Raw genomic sequence first — 19286 nt, 5'->3', positions numbered from 1 at the left:
CCACAAAGGTCCAGACTGTCATGGGCAGCTATAGATGGTCCACCGAATCGGTGGCCAGAGACAGGCTGCTCTTGAAGTACTTGGGAGTGAATACTAAATAGTGTGCGCTTTACCCGATTTTCAGGATCAGATAGAACTCATGTGCATGTATAATTTTATTGAACCTGTAGCAAAGGTTCAAGGCCAGGGAACAGCCTCCTGCTATACTTGTGGGTTTGGGGACACCTGTGAGGTCGGGATACCAGCCTTTAATCACGGGCCAGGGATAAAGTATACTGAAGATATGATACCAAAAGTTGAAAAACAACCTGATGTTATGGCTGCTGCTGTAGAGGCTGGAAAGCTTCTTGGACACCGCCTTAATAATGGACACGACAGAACAAAAGTGACCAACGATGTTAAAGAAAAATTGATGGCTAAATTCGGAATGATCGAATAATCAGGCCAGCGGGAATGGTCGTAGGAAAGGGTACGATTTCGACTTCGATTAATTAGCACTGGCAACCCTAATCCATTGTCAGTGTTGCATAGTTGACCTTATTCCTGTATACGTAAATATTTGTTTTGTTTGAGTAATCAACCTCGCCATTCGGGAATCAGATTTATCCACTTAGCATACATGAGCGCACGATCGGGGTGATACTCGACTAAGATTTTTTGATCCCATCTGAATCGCCTGGATGGTTATAAAGCATATAGCGCTGATCAATTTTGTCTGCTTCAGCGTATATCGTATTTGTGTCGTGAACAGACAATCTCCTGCCATCCAGCTCAATATAGTGTTTACCTTTAGCTGCAAAGCATTCTGACATAAGATATTTGATCGCTGACTTCATTGATATCTTTTTTAGATCAACGTTTGCCACAAAATTAATGCATGAAAAGTCAAAAAAACCATTTTCCGCGAATGGTGGTTGTAGCTGGCGCATGATGATTCCGACCAATGGTTGGTCCTCGAGTTTTGCTTTGACATCGGAACTAGTAGAAAAGAAGATGACTGTTTCCATGATTGACACCACTAGTTTTTGCAAAAAACATTATTCACAGATAGCAGGTGATACTGCCACAGGGCCAGATCAAGCTCTTCAGATAGGTGTATTGCTTTTTAACAGCAATGGTGGATTTAAATTTTTGTGTAAAAACACACCCAGTGTTTTATTGATAAGCCATCCCCCCAACATAGCGAGTGGTATGCAGATTTGAAAAACAACAGGTATTAGCCAGAAATAAACAATATTTTCTTGTAGTAATGACATATTATACCTCCGAAAAATTATCTAAAGGTAGAGAGAAAATATTTCATTAAATTTAATTTTTTATTCTGATAATTTTATTACATGTTTGTTTTTATAAAGGGCAGAAAAGACATTAAGATATTGAGTTTTAATAAGTTGTTCAATAGCTACCCGAGTGTCCTCCAGATTGTAGGGCCTTATATTCAGCGTTGCATACTGATTTAGAAGAAGGTCAACAACCATATTGATCAATTTTCTTCTATTTTGTAAATACTCAAGAATGAGTATTTTACTCAACATGGAGAAGAGACTATGGCGGTTGAAGAATACGTAAAAGCGTGCCAAGATATTTTCCAAAGCGGTCTAGTCATGGAAGATATAATCAAGAGACATATTCAACGGCAAATTATGATAAGTGAATGTCTGCCAGATTCAGCTTCTTTTTTCTTTGTCGTAGAGCCGGTCACCAACAAGTATCACTTTATGGGACAACAGCAGGAAAGTATCACTGGCTACACAAATGAAGAAGTGATCAGAAGAGGTTTGGAATTTTTCTTTAATTCCCTTCACCCTGAAGAGGTGAACATTCTACTTGAAGAAATATACCCTGAAATCGCCAGCACTTTAGATAGCGTCTCACGAAAAACGGATGTAAAAAAAACTGTTACACAATTCAATTACAGATTCAAAGATAAAAGCAGTAAATATATTAACTTAATGGAACAACTTTATGTCCTTGAAACAGACCAGGATGGCAAGCCAGCACTGTTTTTGGGTAATATAATCACTTTAGAAAATACAGAAGTGATACCACTAAGGCTTTCCGTAAAAATAATGGATATCAACGATTCATTGAAAACAGTTCTGTCTAATGCTTACAACACCAAAAAATCAGTATTTGAAAATATTACAGCCAGAGAAATGGATATTGTACGACTGCTTGCTTTTGGAAAGACGAGTGAAAATATTGGGAAAGAACTCTGTATCAGTAAACACACTGTTGACACGCACAGAAGGAATATATTGAAAAAGCTCCATTGCCAATCTGCAGTTGACGTTACCCGATTAGCCTTTCAAAATGGGTTGATCTGAACTCCAGCATGCCTCTTGAAGCTAAAATCCTGTTTGAGATGGTATGTTTCATAAGTATTGACAAGATTACGCCAAACACTTCCGAAGAACATAAACGGCCTTACATTGCCAAATCAAACCATAACAAAAAGGAAAAAACATTCTACATTGACCTTGTACTCACTCGGCAAATAGCTCTAAGTTCGGATACATTGGCCTGTATTTCACCGCTGACAAGGTAGAGAATATGCCTTTTCGCGAATGAATTTAACCTTACCAGCAAATTCCTACAGAACATTAAACTGCCCCTGACAATCATTTTCATGTTCGTTGTCAGCTGATAAAAGGAGCACCTTCCGTCCCTTTTCTCTTTGATCGGGTGACATGCCAGTATTGACTCCTATAGTGCCCAATCGCTTGCTTTTGTATTGGGAACAAGATGCTGGGCGCTCCAAAGCCCCGGAAATGGAGCAATATTTTTATGAAGGTATAGAGGGGAAAACCTACTGGTCAGCCGTGGTCCTGGACAGGAAACACCTCTCGTTTGAGTCGGTGACAAAATTCACTACCTTCGATTTGGCAATATTAAGCTCAATGAAAAAATTCAGTAATTACCCTATCTTTGGAAAGCTATAATCAACAATTACTCCATCTCTGTGCAATTCTCTGTAGTTCGCCGGTCCCACCTTCTCAGAAACATCTCGACTTACTGTTTTCTTTAATTGTTAACCTTGCTAGTAATTATGTTTTGCATTGCAGCCTGAAAGTATCGCTTCGATGTTCATTTTGTTTCTTATGTTTTATCAGTTTGTTATGTCTTGATCTGCAGCCCCTTTTTGGTCAATTTGGCTCGATAGAAAAGCAAATCTTGTTTATCAATTCTGATGTTATCGTTTGGTACATGGCTGAGAATCGCAGAGAATAAGCGAGATTACGTTTAGACTGACAAATGTGTATCCGAACATCGTTTGAATATTGGGGGTAATAATGTATTAAATATAACTATCTCAACCTAGAGCAATGTAATGTTTGAATCTATTGTCTCTGTAATATATCCAAATTTTGGAGACTTGGCATGGGATCAATAACACGGGATGATTTTCGTAAGTTATTCAAGAATGGTGAAATTATTTTTTTTGCTGGGTCAGGTATAAGCCTTGGGTCGGGCCTTCACGGAGCTCCAGAAATTCTTCAACATTCATTGATATCTTTTTTGCCCAGCATTCACAGTGATGAACTCAAACTCTTTACCAACATGCAGCCTGAGGTTGTGTACGAAATTCTTATATCTTTGTCTCCGAGCACCGAAATGGCCTTACATGTATGGAATTGCCTCAGTCCAGATACACTGTCACGTTATGGAATAGGTATTAAACCCAATATTGTACATGCGATCCTAGCAAGATATTCTGACAAACACGGCCTGCCGATCATAACGACTAATTTCGATACTCTTTTTGAAAAGGCGGCAGATATTAATGGAATTCATAGGTCAATCTATATGCCTGCCGACATCCCTCCAGAAGTACGGCCACATTTGGGAGAAATGACTCTGTGTAAACTACATGGGTCTATTATGGACAAAGGTGGAAATATAAGCGTTCATGGATTGTATACCACTATGACAGATATTAGTAAAATTAATGTTCCATGGCTCGAGTATTTAGCATCATGGTTAAAAACGCATCACATCTGTTTCATGGGATACTCAGGGAGAGATATTGACATATTCCCCATGATTCAATCCCTTTCCATATCCAATGCCTGTCGAAAACCTATATGGGTTAATAAAACGTTTGCTCGCGACCCCTGTGAGAAGCCATCAGAAAGATGTGAAGCTATACGATTGGAAGGAGAATTCCCTTCTGAAATGTTGCCAAAAATTACCGAAACATCGGCGCTAACATTCTATAAAGATAGCTACTCTTCTTCAAGTTCATCAATACTGCAAGACTTATCAAGTGATTTAAAGAACAGGCTTATTTTCTCTAAGGAACTTGAAAAATTTCTAAGGGTCCTTTTGTATCATTCTACAGGAAGATATCGAGATGCTTACGATCTGATATCCTCTTTCGATATTGAGGAGTTAGATCAACATCGAGGAGCTTATCTACTGACCTATGCAAGACTCTCTCATGAGATATCTCTCTATGACCAACTTGAAGAAAAAGCAAAGATGGTTCTGCAGTGGTCAAAAGGAGTAGGAGACAGTAAAGTTAGAATTAACTCTACTCTGCAGGCAAAGTGCTTAATCGCTGAATCTGCTCGTATGCAAATACCATTTGATACGTATTTCGAGCCTGAATTAGCCTCTCGTATCCCAGCTACAATTGTAGCCTTGGCAAAATTCTGGATTGTCATAATCTATAGCAGAGTTCTATTGCTCAGCAAAAAACGAGCAAAGCTACTGACTACAGGTACAGAGCACGAACTACTGGAGCATCGCATTCGATTTCTTTCGATACTCACAGGCGGAGCACTTACATTCAAATCGGCGTTTAGGCCATTCATGGGTATGCTGTCTAACTCTTGGCTCCGATTGAAAACAAAATGTAAAGACGCAGGTTACGCATCCGGTATCGGCAATTGCAATAAATTCGTCTCAAGGTTCAATCCTGAGTTGATCGATAAAGACGGATACGATGGAATTTTCGATTTGCTGCAGTCAAGCTCAGGGTTGGAACTCACTCTTAGAAATGAGGCAAATTGTCTCATGGCTGCTCGAGATTATCGTGGAGCCATCGATCTATTTGATGAAATAATTGAAAGAAGCAAAGATAGTGGGAACAGCCTAAACTTAATAAAAGCCATACTTGGCATAGCAAGGTGCAATTACGAATCGTCGACAACTCCAATACTTACAAATGATCAGAAGAAGCTTTATGAAGATCTGGTAAAGAACCTCGACTCAAAAACGCTTCAGCTGCATTTTCTTAATATTAAAGAACAATACTTCAACTGTTAGCTTTTTTCATAAATTGGCGACAATATCAAGATACGTAATGTTATTGAGAACACATTATTGAAGTGGTCTTGATGCTGAGCACGTAATTTAAATTGCTTCTTCTTAGGCTTAACATTGCCACATCAAAGATAATTATTCCAAATCAGCTCAGGTATAACATCCTACTGCATATACGAAATCATGCTACCCTAGAATCCTAACAACAGAAAAATAAAAGGAAATTTGATATAATCCATGATTACCTTCTAATGAAGTAGGTGAGTGGACTGCTCACCTTCATGCTGGCAGTGTCAAGTTCAGCGACCTGTTAGTGAGGTCAATCTCCTTAGAAAACCTTGTTATCATAAATATATCTGATTACCCCTAAAGTTCAGAAGAGGTGAGAAGAGTATTGAGGTAGGACACTATTTGTCCTACCAGGTGTGTCATAATACCTCTAAAAAACAGGAGGAGGGACATGCCTAAAAACAAAATACAATTTCAAAAAGGTTTGAGCTTGCAGAACTTTCTAAAATCATATGGTACTGAAGAGGATTGTAGAAATAGGCTCTTTAACATGAAATGGCCTACTGGGTTTTGCTGCCCTCAATGTGGTTGCAACCACTATTATACCATAACAACACGCAATCTATATCAATGCACTGCTTGCAAACATCAAAGCTCTCTCATAAGTGGAACTATCTTTGGATCGTCTAAACTTCCCCTTACTACTTGGTTTCTGGCTATCTACTTCATAACTCAATCTAAAGATGGCTTATCGGCTCTCCATTTGAGAAGGCTACTTGGAATTTCTGTAAATGCGGCCTTTAGGTTGAAGCAAAAAATTCAGCATGTCATGAAGAGTTCTGATGATTCTCTACGTCTTGATAACCTTGTTGAGCTTGATGATGTGTACTGGGGTGGTAAAAAAAGTGGAAAACGAGGTCGCGGAGCATCTGGTAAAACACCATTTCTCGCAGCAGTCTCCCATAACGATAATGGTCACCCAATTCACATGCGGATGAGTAAAGTTAAAGCATTTACCTCCAATGAAATTGAGAGATGGGCTTTAAGGCACCTCGACGATAATTGTGTCGTAGTTACAGATGGCTTTAGGTCATTTTCTAGTATTTGCCATGTAGTGGATCTTCATCATTCAATCAACACTGCTGGGATATATGAAGATCCTGACAACAAGTTTTTTCATTGGGTCAATACCATGATTGGCAATGTCAAAAGGTCTATTCACGGTACATATCATTCCGTAAGTTCCAAACACTTGCCTAGATATTTAGCTGAATTCAATTTTCGATTTAATAACAGGTTTAATATGGGATCCATGATTGAGATTTTGATTAAGCAGGCGATTAAAACCGAACCTCTACCTCAGTATAAATTAAAACGTGCTGAAGAATGGGGGTAATCAGATAAATATATAACTCAAGACTTGCCCTGCGCTAAAGGCCATTATCAGCCAATCCAGGAACCTTGAAACCGATCTGACATACATAAAATCTCGCGATATCTTTTGTTGTTTGTAGACCAGAATTAACAAATCAGGCTTTTAATAGCTTTCAAACAAGTAGATTTTACCGTTGTGTTTTCCTGTATAGTTCGAAAGTATTGACATTTAGTAAAATTTGTATATACATTTAAGACAATGTTCCTATCAATCTACATGCTTTTCTAAGATGGTCGTCTGCTTTGGTGATCTCATTTGATTAACTACTTTAATCTGAGGTGATACAATGGGTGCAAAATCTTTGTTCAAGTGTTTCCTTCCCGTAGCTTTTACCATTGCTCTTTCTGCTCTTTCTGCTCTTGCAATGACTGATTCTCCAATCAAAATAGGCGTCAATGTTCCATTGACTGGATTTGCCGCCTCCGATGGAGAATCTGCATTAAATGGTGCCAAATTGGCTGTTGACCAAATTAACAAGGCCGGCGGTGTAGATGGCAGAAAGTTAGAACTTGTTGTCTATGACGATCAGGCCAGCCCAAAGGAGTCTGTTGCCATTGCCACAAAACTTATTGAAAAAGACAAGGTAGCTGTAGGCGTTTCATGCAGTTATTCCGGTGCAACACGCGCTGCTGCTGGCGTCTACCAAGCTGCAAAAATACCTTACCTTTCTGCCTACGCCATTCATCCAGATATCACCCGAGCAGGTGACTATGTTTTTCGAACTTCCTTTGTAGGTGAAGTCCAGGGTAGGGCAGGAGCCAAACTGGTTGGAGACCTACTTAAGAAAAATAGGGCTGTGCTTATTACTCTCAACAACGATTTTGGTATATCGCTTGCTGCAGGATTTAAAGAAAAAGCAGGCGAATATGGAGTTACCATTGTCAATGAATATACCTATTCCATCAAAGATCGTCAATTTGGTCCCATTGTCGCCAAAGTAAAGGCTGACAAGCCTGACGTAATCTACGCCACAGGTTATTTCTTCACAGCTGGCCCTCTGGTAACCCAGCTTCGCGCGGCAGGAGTTGATGCGACTATTATAGGCCAGGAAGGGTTTGATACTCAAACCTTTATCGATATTGCCGGTACTGCTGCAGAGGGTGTTATTATTACCACCTCGCTTGGCAGGGATTCAAAGTCTCAGGAGACCCAGGATTTTATTGCGCAGTACGAAATGATGTTCAACCATAAAACCGACATGGTTGCGGCCTCCGGACACACTGCAGTAAAAGTTGCTGCTGATGCCATCAAGCGTGCTGGGACCACTGACAGTGCCGCAGTACGAGATGCCATTGCTGCAACAAACCTGGCTGCGTCCACGGGAACAATATCTTTTAACAGCTTGGGTGAGATCATAAAAGACGTGCAGGTGCAGGTCGTTAAAGATGGGCAGTTTCATGATTTTGCAGTTATCAGCGATGCAAAGCTACTTGCTCCACCCACTGAATAAAAAGTAACTATGTGCCGGATCAACAGTATAATGTCCGGCACATAGCTGACATTCTTCTTTAGCGAAAAGGCAGCGAGAGACGATGCTGTTTGTTAATTTATGCATGCAGGGCCTTTTACAGGGCGGGATCTATGCTCTGATCGCCATTGGTCTTACTCTGGTCTACGGCCTGCTGAGAATACTGCATGTGGCCCATGCCGGTCTCTATACGCTTGGTGGCTATATTGCGGTGATTGTTACCAATACAACCGGTAGTTTTAGTCTGGGGCTGATGACGTCCATGCTGGCTGTAGGTCTTGTAGGTATGGTTATTTATCGCCTGATCTATCAGCCTATCCTTGATAAACCTCCTTTTGTCGCCCTGATCGCTTCCATTGGCCTTTTTATTGCCTTGGAAGAGATCTACCGCATTATTTTCGGCCCATATGGAATTACCTTTGCTGCCGTCCCCCTGCAGGGTGCAGTCAACTTTGCCGGTACATACCTGCGTGAATGTGAAATTGCTGCCGTTCTCCTTGCGACGCTACTGATTGCAGCTCTCACGCTATTCACAAAACACAGCCGAATAGGAATTGCCTGGCGTGCCACTGTTACTGATCCTGAAATGTCACAAAGTTTCGGGGTGGATGTGGTGAAGGTCAGATACCTGAATTTTTTTATCGGTTCGGCAATGGCAGCCGGTGCCGGCTCTATGGTAGCCCTGATGAATAATCTGGTAGAACCGACTATGGGAAGTGTGCCGAGTTACAAAGCCCTGGCGATCATTGTCCTTGGCGGGCTCGGCAACGTACGGGGCACTCTTATTGCCGCGCTTGTAATTGGCATTGCAGAGACATTTGGAACCATATATCTTGGCGATTACCTCGATCGAGATTCCATTGCTTTCGCCTTTCTTATTCTGGTTCTGATGGTCAAGCCAACAGGGCTGTTTGCAAAGGGGTGACCGATGGAATATGAGATCAGCTTACTTACGATTATGGGAATAAGCATCATTGGTGCCCTGAGTTTGAATATCATCGTCGGTTTCTGCGGTCAAATAAGTCTTGGCCATGCCGCTTTTTTGGGGATGGGGGCGTATACCTCAGCTATTCTCACTAAAATGGGAGTACCCTTTGCTGCGGCCGTGTTGGCCGGAATGGTTGTTGCCGCTATTTTTGGTATTCTAGTAGGTTTTGCAAGTCTGAGGGTTCGGCATGACTTTCTCGCGATTACCACAATGGGTGTTGCCTTCCTTTTTTTGGGGATTGTTAGAAAACAGGAGTTCCTTGGTGGCGAGATGGGTATTGCAATGATCCCCGATCCCGGTCTGGGTAAAGTTGGCTATATGATTCTGGTACTCCTCCTGGCTCTGGCTGTGGCTCTGTTTAGTATTTATCTCAAACGAAGCTGGATGGGATTCACCTTTGATGTCGTGGCCGATGATGAGGATACAGCAACTTTGATAGGGATCGATGTTTCCTCCTACAAGCTCATTGCTTTTGCCATCGGTACGGCTTTTGCTGGACTGGCGGGGGCCTTGTACGCTCACCACGTGAAGTTTATAGATCCGGAGAGCTTTAATTTTGTCGAATCAATTACTGTCCTATCCATGGTGGTCATTGGCGGAGCAGGTTCTGTCTGGGGGGTAATTATTGCCGCTGCGGCATTAAGCCTCTTTCCTATGTGGTTTCAATTTATTGATCAATATAAGCTACTGGTATATGGGGGCCTATTGTGTGCCATTATGCTTTTTAGCCCGGACGGGTTGAGCGGTATATTTACCAGATCACTTGCTAATATAAGAGGAAGGGAATCCAATGCTTCGGGTTGATAATATAACCGTGGTCTTTGGAGGCGTTACTGCGGTGAAAGATGTGGCTTTTGGGGTGAAAAACGGTGAGCTTCTTGGACTGATCGGGCCAAATGGTGCGGGTAAAACCACACTGATGCGGGTGATCACCGGCACGGTAACTCCTGTTAGCGGCTCCGTTTCCCTGATTAACACTTCCCTGGACAGAAAATCATCCCATGAACGGATTCGTGCAGGCATTGGACTCTCACAACAGATCGTCCATCCTTTTCGCTCCATGACTGTTGGGGAAAATGTTGCCTATGCTGCCGGTTATGCCAAGACCAGAAATCCGCTGCGCTCAATTTTGAGTTATTCACGAAAAAAAGAGATGGATAAGGCCCGGGAAATTCTTAAACTTCTTGATATTGAAGAGGTTGCCGAGGCCACACCAACCAACCTGCCCCTCGGGTACCTGAAAAGATTGGAGGTTGCCCGGGCACTTGCACTTCAACCAAAGATTCTGCTGTTGGATGAACCGTTGGCGGGGTTGAATCAGATGGAAGCGAGAAAATTAGCCGACAAACTCCTCGAACTCAATCGGTTGGGTCAAACGATCCTGCTTATTGAACATAATTTAAGCGAGGTCATTCGTATCTGCGGTCGAATTATTGTGATCGATAATGGAATCAAGATAGGTGAAGGTGAACCTCAGAAGGTCATGCGTGATCCTGATATAAGAAGTGCTTATCTGGGGGAGGGGTACAACAATGCTGCATCTTGACAAGATGAGCTGTGGTTACGGCAATTTGACTGTTGTTGAGGATCTCTCGTTTAATATAGCCAGAGGTGAAATCTTTGCCCTGATCGGTGCCAACGGAGCAGGTAAGAGCTCAACAATCATGTCTATAGCCGGCCATGTTCAGGTAAAATCAGGGAAGATCCTGTTCAAAGAGCGGGACATAACCTCTGTACCGGTTACCAAGAGAGTGAGTCTTGGTATTGCCATTGTTCCGGAGGGGAGAAGGCTTTTTACTGATATGAGCGTAAGTGAAAACCTGGCAATGGGATGCTATTCTCTTCCTAAGAGTAGGTTGTCCAGAAATCGAGACAAAGTCCTGGAATTGTTTCCCAGGTTGAAAGAACGGATCAATCAACAGGCCTCATCTCTTTCAGGGGGTGAGCAACAGATGCTTTCCATTGGCCGTGCCCTCATGGCGGAGCCTGAATTGTTGATTATAGACGAACTTTCGCTTGGGCTTATGCCTAAAGTCATCGATCTCTGCTATCAGGCTATTACCGCTTTGCGGGAACAGGGCGTAACCATTTTATTGGTTGAACAAAACACCACGAGGGCACTTGAAGTAGCAGAACGTATCTGTGTGCTTGAGTCGGGACGTGATGTCTGGCAGGGTACCGCGGCCAAAGCCTGTGATGATCCAGAGCTTATCAAAGCTTACCTGGGTCTTAATCAGGAATGATCGTGGAATACCAATTGCCCGACACCGCTGTGTCCTTCATGAGATAGCCACGAGCAAGTTTCACCCAAGAATCGCCATAACCTGAGCACATTTTTCCGTGGCTCTGGCCATCAACAGATCCGCTTCTGCCAGGATCTCCTTTTTGTATTGCTCGTCCTTTATTCCTTCGAGATTGATCAACACGTTCTGATACGCTCCCCAAATACCGGTCTCAAGAGATCGAGCTCCGACCTGACTGTCGGATTTGGATGCAGGATTTCCATATTGGGCAACAACACAGAGTGCATCCCAAGCCTTATCGCCCAGCCGCATGGTGGTGAGCGGTACCTGGATGGCGGTCCTCAGTCCCGCCTGCATCTTGGCTATTCGCGCTTTTCGCTCCGCTTCACTATTTTTTGGCATGCGCAATCCTTCCATATATTCATTGAACGCGGAGGTGTCGGCATCGATCATCGGTATAAGTTGTTGACTTACCGCATGTAGCACAGGAATTGCCTCTTTCATTTTCGATTGCACTGCATCGAATTTACGTACGCCCCAGGTGAGCTTGCCTACCATGGAGCCAAGACCTGTGCCTATGGCGGCAATGGCAGCCGAAGCTGAGCCGCCACCAGGCGCGGAGCTGCGGGCCGCCACCTCTTCGATAAAACCACGCAGGGTCAGAGAGGCCAATGGTTCATTTCGTTCCCCAGCCACAATATATTCGATGATTTTTTCTTGGGGGTTAAACGGAGCAACGGAGTTAAGGCCGAGCCGTTCCACGGCCAGTCGGATCTTCTGCTCCTCTTCAAAGATAAAGAGGTTTTCCTTCTCTATATAATAGTCGGCTGCCATCAGCATCGCTTCTCGCGGTACAACACCGACGATTTCGGAGCCAGCGACAGCAAGCTGCAATGCAGTCGCCTCCTTTTTTACCTCCTCAAACAATACGTGGATGGGTGTCACCTTAAAGTCGTTGAGATTCACGGTCACCTGAGCGACGTTATATTCATCGACAAACCAGCCCATGCCTTTCACCTCCCGCAAGCGGCCGGGCTCTTCCGGACCGCGGCCTGCCTCACGTAGATTGAGGGCAATGCGGTGCGCCTGGTTAGATGTACCAATAATATTGACATTATAAGCAATGAGGAACTTGCGAGCACCAGTAGCTGTAATCCCCCACTGAGGTACAAATTTTTCCGGTCCATAATTAGGCTTCCAGCGGGGATTTTGCAGTCGTTCTGCCAAACCCTCATACTCACCTTCCCTTAGATCAGGAAGTTTTCGCCGGTAATCATGCTTCGCCGACTCCTCATAAAGATAAAACGGGATGCCGAGTTCGGCTGATGCACGTTCGGCAAACTGTTTTGAAACCTCTATACACTCATCCATGGTAACATTTGCTACCGGAACAAAGGGACAGACATCCATAGCGCCGAACCGGGGATGTTCACCTTTATGCTTTCGCATATCGATTTTGGACTTGGCAACTCTTGCAGCAGCTAGAGCCCCTTCAACAATGCTTTCCGGATCTCCCACAAAGGTGTAAACCGTGCGATTGGTGGAGCGACCTGGATCCACATCGATCAGGGTACAGCCTGCAACACTGCTGATAGCCGAAGAAAGAGCTTCGATTACCTCTGGGTCTCTACCTTCTGAAAAGTTGGGTACACACTCGATGATTTTCTTCATATTTCACTCCCGGCATTGGCCGGTCTCATTTTTTGAAAACATTAATTAAATGACCTGTTCGCCTTTTTTATACACCTCTACCACAGGAGACACCCCGGCATGATAGGCAAGGATGGCAGGTGACTCGCCGTCCAGTACCAGAAAATCAGCCTGTTTGCCGACGTCAAGGCTGCCGACTTTTTCTGCCATACCGATGGCATACGCAGGGTTTAGGGTAGCTCCAATCAATGCCTCTTCCGGGCTCATCTGCATATTAAGGATGGCAAGACCGATTACAAAGGGCATCGATTCGGTATAGCTTGACCCGGGGTTACAGTCGGTGGCAAGTGCCACCGGCAGGCCGTTGTCGATCATGAATCTGGCCCGGGCATATGGTTTTCGAAGACTGTAGGCTGTGGCAGGCAAGAGCGTTGCCACTACTCCAGCCTTTGCCATCGCCCGCAGGTTGTCATCACTCGCAGCTAGCAGGTGATCGGCAGAACAGGCACCCAACTCAGCAGCCAATCCGGCTCCACCGAGATCGTTGACTTCGTCGGCATGCAACTTAACCTTCATTCCCAGTGATTTGGCCGCAGTCAGAAGTCGTCTTCCCTGGTCGATGGAAAAGACCCCTTGCTCGCAGAAAATGTCGCAGTGATGGGCGATGCCTTGCTCGAGAACCGCCGGCAGCATCTTGCGAATCAGCAGTTCGATAAAGGCGTCAGGGTCACCTGCGTATGCAGGAGGGATGGCATGGGCACCTAGAAAAGTGGGGACGATATCCTGCACACACTCTCTACTTAACCTTCCTATCGCCGCAAGCATCTTTAGCTCGTTTTCTGTATCGAGTCCATACCCACTTTTAATCTCAAGAGTCGTGGTGCCAAAACGCAAAGCTGATGCCGCATGGGTGCGTGTCACCTCATACAGATCCTTTTCAGCTGAATCCGCCACAGCTTTCACCGAAGAGAGTATCCCACCGCCCTTGGCAAGGATCTCGAGATACGGGGTGCCTTTTAGCCGCTCGACAAATTCCGCCTCTCTTCGCACGGCAAAACACATATGCGTATGAGGATCGACAAAACCAGGAATGAGGCAGCGACCATCGATCGTTCGTTCTTGCACAGTGGCTGAAGGGGGAATCTGTGCTACGACTTCGGGTTCAGCTCCGACCGCCACCACCAACCCGTCATGGACCAGCAACGCACCGTCAGAATGATGAGCTAATTCATCCTGATCATCCCCAGCGGCTGGTGTCCCCCGATCTATCGGGGTGAAGATGTTGGCATTACGAAACAGGGTATAGTCCATAACTCACCTCTTCTCCTTTAACGTTTTACAGTAGAAGCAAACAGTGATTCGACTGCACCATCGACACTTGCTTCATCCACCATGAAGGGGATGGTTATCTGGTCGCCATTGGAATTTTCTTTATTATAGGATATCGCGACTTCCATGGCATTGGGGTTTCTACTCCAGTTACGCCGAGCCACTCCGCCCATGACGTCCCAGGACATGGCAGAACGGAGAATCTCGTCTACCCTCGTACTGCCGTCCAACACCATACCAAAACCACCATTGATAGCCTTGCCGATTCCAGTGCCTCCACCGTTATGCAGCGACACCATTGACATGCCCCTCGCTGCATTGCCGGCAAAACAGTGGGTGGCCATGTCCGCACAGACGTTGCTGCCATCTTTGATGTTGGCAGTCTCCCGAAACGGGGAGTCTGTGCCACCCGGGTCGTGGTGGTCGCGGCCGAGAATGATCGGACCGACTTCGCCATTTCGAACCATCTCGTTAAACTTTAAAGCAATGGCCGTTCGACCGCCAGCATCAGAATAAAGAATACGTGCCTGGCTACCAACGACCAGTTTGTTCTTTGCAGCATCACGAATCCAGATATAGTTGTCGCGGTCCTCGGGACGGCGGTCCGGATCAATGCAGGACATGGCTGCCGCATCAGTTCTAGCCAGATCAGCCGGATCACCACTGAGACAAACCCAGCGGAACGGGCCATAACCGTAATCGAAGATTGGCCCCATGATATCTTCAAAATAAGAGGGGAAGATAAAGCCGTCTTTCTCATCTATGCCATTCTTTGCAACCTCTTTGACGCCAGCGTCATAGACAGCTTTCAAAAATGCATTGCCGTAGTCAAAGAAATAGGTGCCCTGATTGCTCATCCGCTGCACCGCTGCAATATGACGTTTCAGGCTTGCGTCAGTCAGTTTCTTGAATTTCTCACGATCTGTTGCCAAAAGCTGAGTACGTTCGTCAAAGGTCAAGCCAGCCGGACAATAACCGCCGTCGTACACCACGTGGCAGGAGGTCTGGTCAGAGAGTAGATCAACCTTATAGTGTGTGTCGGCTATATACTCGAGCAAGTCGACAATATTACCGTGATAGGCGATGGAGAGGTTTTCTTTTTGTGCTACAGCCTGAGTTGCGCGTTCCAATACTTTGGCGAGATCATTCTCCACTACATCAACCCAACCTTGATCATGACGGGTGGTGATTCGGGAGAGATCAACTTCAGCGGTCACAGATACCGCACCAGCGATTTTTGCAGCCTTGGGCTGAGCTCCGCTCATGCCTCCAAGGCCTGAAGAGACAAAGAGTAGACCACGCAGATCACCATCGGAAGCCACTCCACACATCAGGCGACCGGCATTGAGAAGGGTATTGTAGGTGCCGTGGACAATGCCCTGGGGGCCAATATACATCCAGCCGCCGGCGGTCATCTGGCCATAAGAGGAGACTCCCATTTGGGCGGCGATTTCCCAGTCGACGGGGTTGTCATAAAGACCGACCATCAGACCGTTGGTGATAATAACCCGCGGTTGATCGGGGCTCGATTTGAATAATCCAAGCGGATGGCCCGATTGCATCACCAGGGTCTGTTCTTCTGTCAGCTCCCGCAGGTATTTCTGGATCAATAGATATTGCATCCAGTTCTGGCAGACTGAACCGGTTTCGCCATAGGTCACCAGCTCATATGGATAGAGGGCAACCTCAAAATCAAGATTGTTGTCCATCATCAGCTGAAAGGTTTTGCCGGCCAGACATTTGCCCTGATATTCTTCAATAGATTTTGCATAAATCCTGCCTTTAGGCCTGAAGCGGTAACCATAGATCCGTCCTCGGGTACGCAACTCCTCTAAAAATTCAGGTATCAATTCGGCATGGTGTCTCTCGGGGATATAGCGGAGAGCATTCTGAAGTGCAACTTTTGTCTGGTATGGAGAAAGGCGAAATCCCCGGTCCGGTGCCCGGCGAATTCCCGGTTGAAAATCGTGTAGTTTCGGTTGTTCATCACTCAGCCTGATGGTCATGGCCTCGGCCACTTTGGAATTTGTCAGCATCGGCTACTCCTTTATCTATGTTCATGTGTTGTCTTAAACTAACCTGTAGCTTGATAGGTCTTCGAATCGTGCCTGTATAGTAGCATGCTAAATATGTATATACAAATACATTTTAGTTATTAATCTTATGCAATAAAAGGATCTGTATAATTCAGCACACCCTTTATTAAAAGCGCTTGCCATTTATTCACTGTTGTATATACATAAGTAAATGCGATCTATACGGGTTGACTACTACACGCGCTCACCTCCTACACGAAACCTTATCATACTTTGAGGGACTGATAATCATGTATACACTAGAAATCGACCCGGGCAGACTCAGCCTTTCCCAGCTTAGGGTCGTAGCCAGGGAACACGTTCATATTAAACTTACTGCAGATTGCCGTAAAGGTATTGACGACTCTGTGGCGACGGTTCAAAAGCTCATTGATAGCGGTAGGGTGATCTACGGTATCAACACCGGGTTTGGTCTTCTAGCCCACACGCTGATTCCCCATGATGAACTCGAGCATCTCCAACGTTCTATTGTCCTCTCCCATGCCGCCGGAGTTGGTTCATTCATGGATGAATCGACCGTACGCTTGCTGATGGTCTTGAAAATCAACAGTCTGGCTCGTGGCTTTTCAGGCATCCGCTATGAAGTAATCGAGGCGCTTATGAAACTGGTCAACGCTAAAGTGTATCCCTGCATTCCTGTGAAAGGTTCAGTAGGAGCCTCAGGTGATCTGGCTCCGTTGGCGCACATGAGTACTGTTTTACTGGGTGAAGGTGAGGTGATTTACGAAGGGCAGTGCATCAATGGCCTCGAAGGGCTTACTCTTGCCGGATTGAAACCGGTCACGCTCGGGGCCAAAGAGGGCCTGGCGCTCCTGAATGGTACACAGGCTTCCACTGCCCTCGCATTAAAAGGTTTCTTCGCCAGCGAAGACCTGTTTGCCGCCGCCATGGTCACCGGTAGTCTGAGTGTGGAGGCCGCACTTGGCAGCCGACGTCCTTTTAACCCGCTTATCCATGAAGTACGGGGCCACAAAAGCCAGATTGATGTCGCTGCAGCCTATCGTACACTGCTTGAACATAGCGAAATCGAAGTCTCCCATAAATACTGTGAGGCGGTGCAAGACCCATATTCGCTTCGTTGCCAACCGCAGGTAATGGGCGCATGTCTAACCCAGATAAGAAATACGGCAGAGACCCTTCTCACTGAGGCCAATGGTGTTACTGACAATCCGCTGGTTTTCGCAGAACAGGAGGATATCATCTCCGGAGGCAACTTCCATGCTGAACCAGTGGCTATGGCTGCCGACAACCTTGCCTTGGCCATTGCCGAGATCGGCTCACTTTCCGAACGGAGGATGGCCCTGTTGATCGATACCCATATGAGTAAGCTACCACCCTTTCTCGTAGAAAAAGGTGGTCTCAACTCTGGTTTTATGATCGCCCAAGTAACCTCGGCGGCACTGGCCAGTGAGAATAAATCTCTTGCCCACCCGGCCTCAGTCGACAGTCTGCCCACCTCTGCCAATCAGGAGGACCATGTCTCGATGGCCACTTTTGCCGCAAGAAGACTTGGTGACATGGCAGAGAACACCGCTAACATCCTGGCCATTGAGCTGCTTGCCGCCTGTCAAGGTGTAGATTTTCGGGCGCCGCTCAAGAGTTCCGAATTGCTTGAGTCAGCCAAGAGTATGGTGCGAGCCAGAGTGCCATTTTATGATCAGGATAGATATTTCGCACCGGACATCAAGGAAATCTATAACCTAATCAGAAAAGGGGAGTTGAACGTACTCCTCGATCCTTTGTTACTCCCCAGTTTTTAATCTAGGAAAAAACATGAAGACAAGTCGCACCAACAACTCAGCTATTGAAAATATTCCCCGCTACCAGCAGGTGAAAGACTACATCCTCGACAGGATTAATTCCGGTGCCTGGCAGCCGGGAATGAAAATCGATACGGAAGCAGAACTTGTCACAGCTACCGGAGTTTCGAGGATGACAGTAAACAGGGCACTAAGAGAACTCACGGTTGAGGGGCGGTTGACTCGCATTCAGGGGAGCGGCACCTTTGTGGCCGAGAAAAAGCCTCAGTCAGCGCTGTTTGAAATCCACTCCATCGCCCAAGAGATACGAAAGCGCGGCGGAAAATATTCCTGCGAGATCCATACGCTGCAGGAGGAAAAAGCAAGGCCCAATCTGGCCCGGGCCATGCTCCTTGCGCCTTATACCACAATCTACCATTCGATTATCGTCCATAAAGATAACGGGGTACCCATTCAACTCTCCAGCCGTTTTATTAACCCGAAAATTGCCCCTGATTACCTGAAGCAGGATTTCACCACGATCACCCCCAACGAATACCTTCTGAGCCTAGCTCCTATTACTTCGGTGGAGCATGTAATCGAGGCTCTTATTGCCGAACCGTGGATAAGGCATATACTCGAAATCAATAGCTCTGAACCTTGTCTAGCCCTCCATCGCAAAACCTGGGTCGGGGAGGTGATCGCAACCTGTTCAACTTTTTATTACCCAGGATCCCGCTACACCTTGGGAGGCCATTTCACACCACCTAGCGCCGGATCCATCGGCATCAGCTGACAAGACACTGATTATGGATGATATGTAAAATTTAAAACCACAAATCGATGCCAAACATTATTATCAAAAGGTTGTCTTGTGTATATTTATGTTTGGGTTCACTTTACATGAGGGGGCAGTGAAAGTCTTGTGCCAGCTGGAGAGTGCAGGGCAAACTATACCAGGGCACTTCGGCTGCAGATAGATACGACTATAGTCTCTCGCTTATTTTTGTGAGATCTTAACCCATATTTAACACATCAAGTGTCAAACCCGTCTTATTTTG

The 19286-nt window shown here is 45.5% G+C and carries 16 protein-coding genes; 11 read left to right on the top strand and 5 right to left on the bottom strand.

Translation table 11 applies throughout. The features are described 5' to 3' along the window. The first annotated feature begins 145 nt into the window (after window positions 1–145). A complete protein-coding gene (locus tag FCL48_RS23370) occupies window positions 146–439 on the top strand; it encodes a hypothetical protein (RefSeq protein WP_136876268.1) in 294 nt (97 codons plus the stop codon). Window positions 440–647: 208 nt separating this feature from the next. Here FCL48_RS23370 and FCL48_RS23365 read toward each other — a convergent pair whose 3' ends face one another. After that, the gene (locus FCL48_RS23365; RefSeq protein WP_136876266.1) at window positions 648–1007 is read right to left on the bottom strand and encodes a hypothetical protein; all 360 of its coding nucleotides are present in this window, start codon (window positions 1005–1007) and stop codon (window positions 648–650) included. 78 nt (window positions 1008–1085) lie between these two features. Then, window positions 1086–1256: a hypothetical protein gene (locus FCL48_RS25090; protein ID WP_169309355.1), complete on the bottom strand. Its 171-nt coding sequence runs from the start codon at window positions 1254–1256 to the stop codon at window positions 1086–1088. Between the two features lie 291 nt (window positions 1257–1547). On the opposite strand from FCL48_RS25090, the gene FCL48_RS23360 reads away from it, so the two are divergent. From FCL48_RS23360 to FCL48_RS23325, 8 genes are all read left to right on the top strand, one after another. Beyond that, entirely contained in the window at window positions 1548–2327 is a 780-nt protein-coding gene (locus FCL48_RS23360) for a LuxR C-terminal-related transcriptional regulator (protein WP_136876264.1), read from the top strand. Between the two features lie 1054 nt (window positions 2328–3381). Further along, entirely contained in the window at window positions 3382–5271 is a 1890-nt protein-coding gene (locus FCL48_RS23355; protein WP_136876262.1) for an SIR2 family protein, read from the top strand. 457 nt (window positions 5272–5728) lie between these two features. After that, window positions 5729–6673: an IS1595 family transposase gene (locus FCL48_RS23350; protein WP_136876260.1), complete on the top strand. Its 945-nt coding sequence runs from the start codon at window positions 5729–5731 to the stop codon at window positions 6671–6673. Between the two features lie 325 nt (window positions 6674–6998). Further along, window positions 6999–8162: an ABC transporter substrate-binding protein gene (locus FCL48_RS23345; RefSeq protein ID WP_136876258.1), complete on the top strand. Its 1164-nt coding sequence runs from the start codon at window positions 6999–7001 to the stop codon at window positions 8160–8162. 82 nt (window positions 8163–8244) lie between these two features. Continuing rightward, the gene (locus FCL48_RS23340) at window positions 8245–9105 is read left to right on the top strand and encodes a branched-chain amino acid ABC transporter permease (protein ID WP_136876256.1); all 861 of its coding nucleotides are present in this window, start codon (window positions 8245–8247) and stop codon (window positions 9103–9105) included. A gap of 3 nt (window positions 9106–9108) precedes the next feature. Beyond that, on the top strand, window positions 9109–9972 hold the full coding sequence (locus tag FCL48_RS23335) for a branched-chain amino acid ABC transporter permease (RefSeq protein WP_169309354.1): 864 nt from the start codon (window positions 9109–9111) through the stop codon (window positions 9970–9972). Next, entirely contained in the window at window positions 9959–10714 is a 756-nt protein-coding gene (locus FCL48_RS23330) for an ABC transporter ATP-binding protein (protein ID WP_136876254.1), read from the top strand. Before FCL48_RS23335 ends, FCL48_RS23330 begins: the two co-directional genes overlap by 14 nt. After that, window positions 10701–11411 carry an ABC transporter ATP-binding protein gene (locus FCL48_RS23325; RefSeq protein ID WP_136876253.1) on the top strand — a complete coding sequence of 237 codons (711 nt, stop codon included), beginning with the start codon at window positions 10701–10703 and terminating at the stop codon, window positions 11409–11411. Before FCL48_RS23330 ends, FCL48_RS23325 begins: the two co-directional genes overlap by 14 nt. A gap of 60 nt (window positions 11412–11471) precedes the next feature. On the opposite strand, the gene ftcD is transcribed toward FCL48_RS23325, so the two are convergent. From ftcD to FCL48_RS23310, 3 genes are read right to left on the bottom strand one after another with little or no spacing between them, the layout of a single operon-like run. Next, a complete protein-coding gene (gene ftcD, locus FCL48_RS23320) occupies window positions 11472–13082 on the bottom strand; it encodes a glutamate formimidoyltransferase (RefSeq protein ID WP_136876251.1) in 1611 nt (536 codons plus the stop codon). Between the two features lie 45 nt (window positions 13083–13127). After that, entirely contained in the window at window positions 13128–14372 is a 1245-nt protein-coding gene (gene hutI, locus FCL48_RS23315; protein ID WP_136876249.1) for an imidazolonepropionase, read from the bottom strand. A 17-nt stretch (window positions 14373–14389) separates the two neighbouring features. Then, window positions 14390–16426 (bottom strand): urocanate hydratase, encoded by a 2037-nt coding sequence (locus tag FCL48_RS23310; protein WP_136876247.1) that lies wholly within the window; start codon window positions 16424–16426, stop codon window positions 14390–14392. Window positions 16427–16716: 290 nt separating this feature from the next. Between FCL48_RS23310 and hutH the strand changes: the two genes are divergently transcribed. Together hutH and hutC are read left to right on the top strand one after the other, a co-directional pair. Further along, the gene (gene hutH / locus FCL48_RS23305; protein WP_136876246.1) at window positions 16717–18246 is read left to right on the top strand and encodes a histidine ammonia-lyase; all 1530 of its coding nucleotides are present in this window, start codon (window positions 16717–16719) and stop codon (window positions 18244–18246) included. Between the two features lie 13 nt (window positions 18247–18259). Next, entirely contained in the window at window positions 18260–19021 is a 762-nt protein-coding gene (gene hutC, locus FCL48_RS23300) for a histidine utilization repressor (RefSeq protein WP_136876244.1), read from the top strand. Window positions 19022–19286: the final 265 nt, after the last annotated feature.

It is taken from the genome of Desulforhopalus sp. IMCC35007 (assembly GCF_005116575.1).
Classification (GTDB): Bacteria; Desulfobacterota; Desulfobulbia; order Desulfobulbales; family Desulfocapsaceae; genus Desulforhopalus_A.
This window is presented reverse-complemented; position numbering and strand designations above follow the sequence as displayed.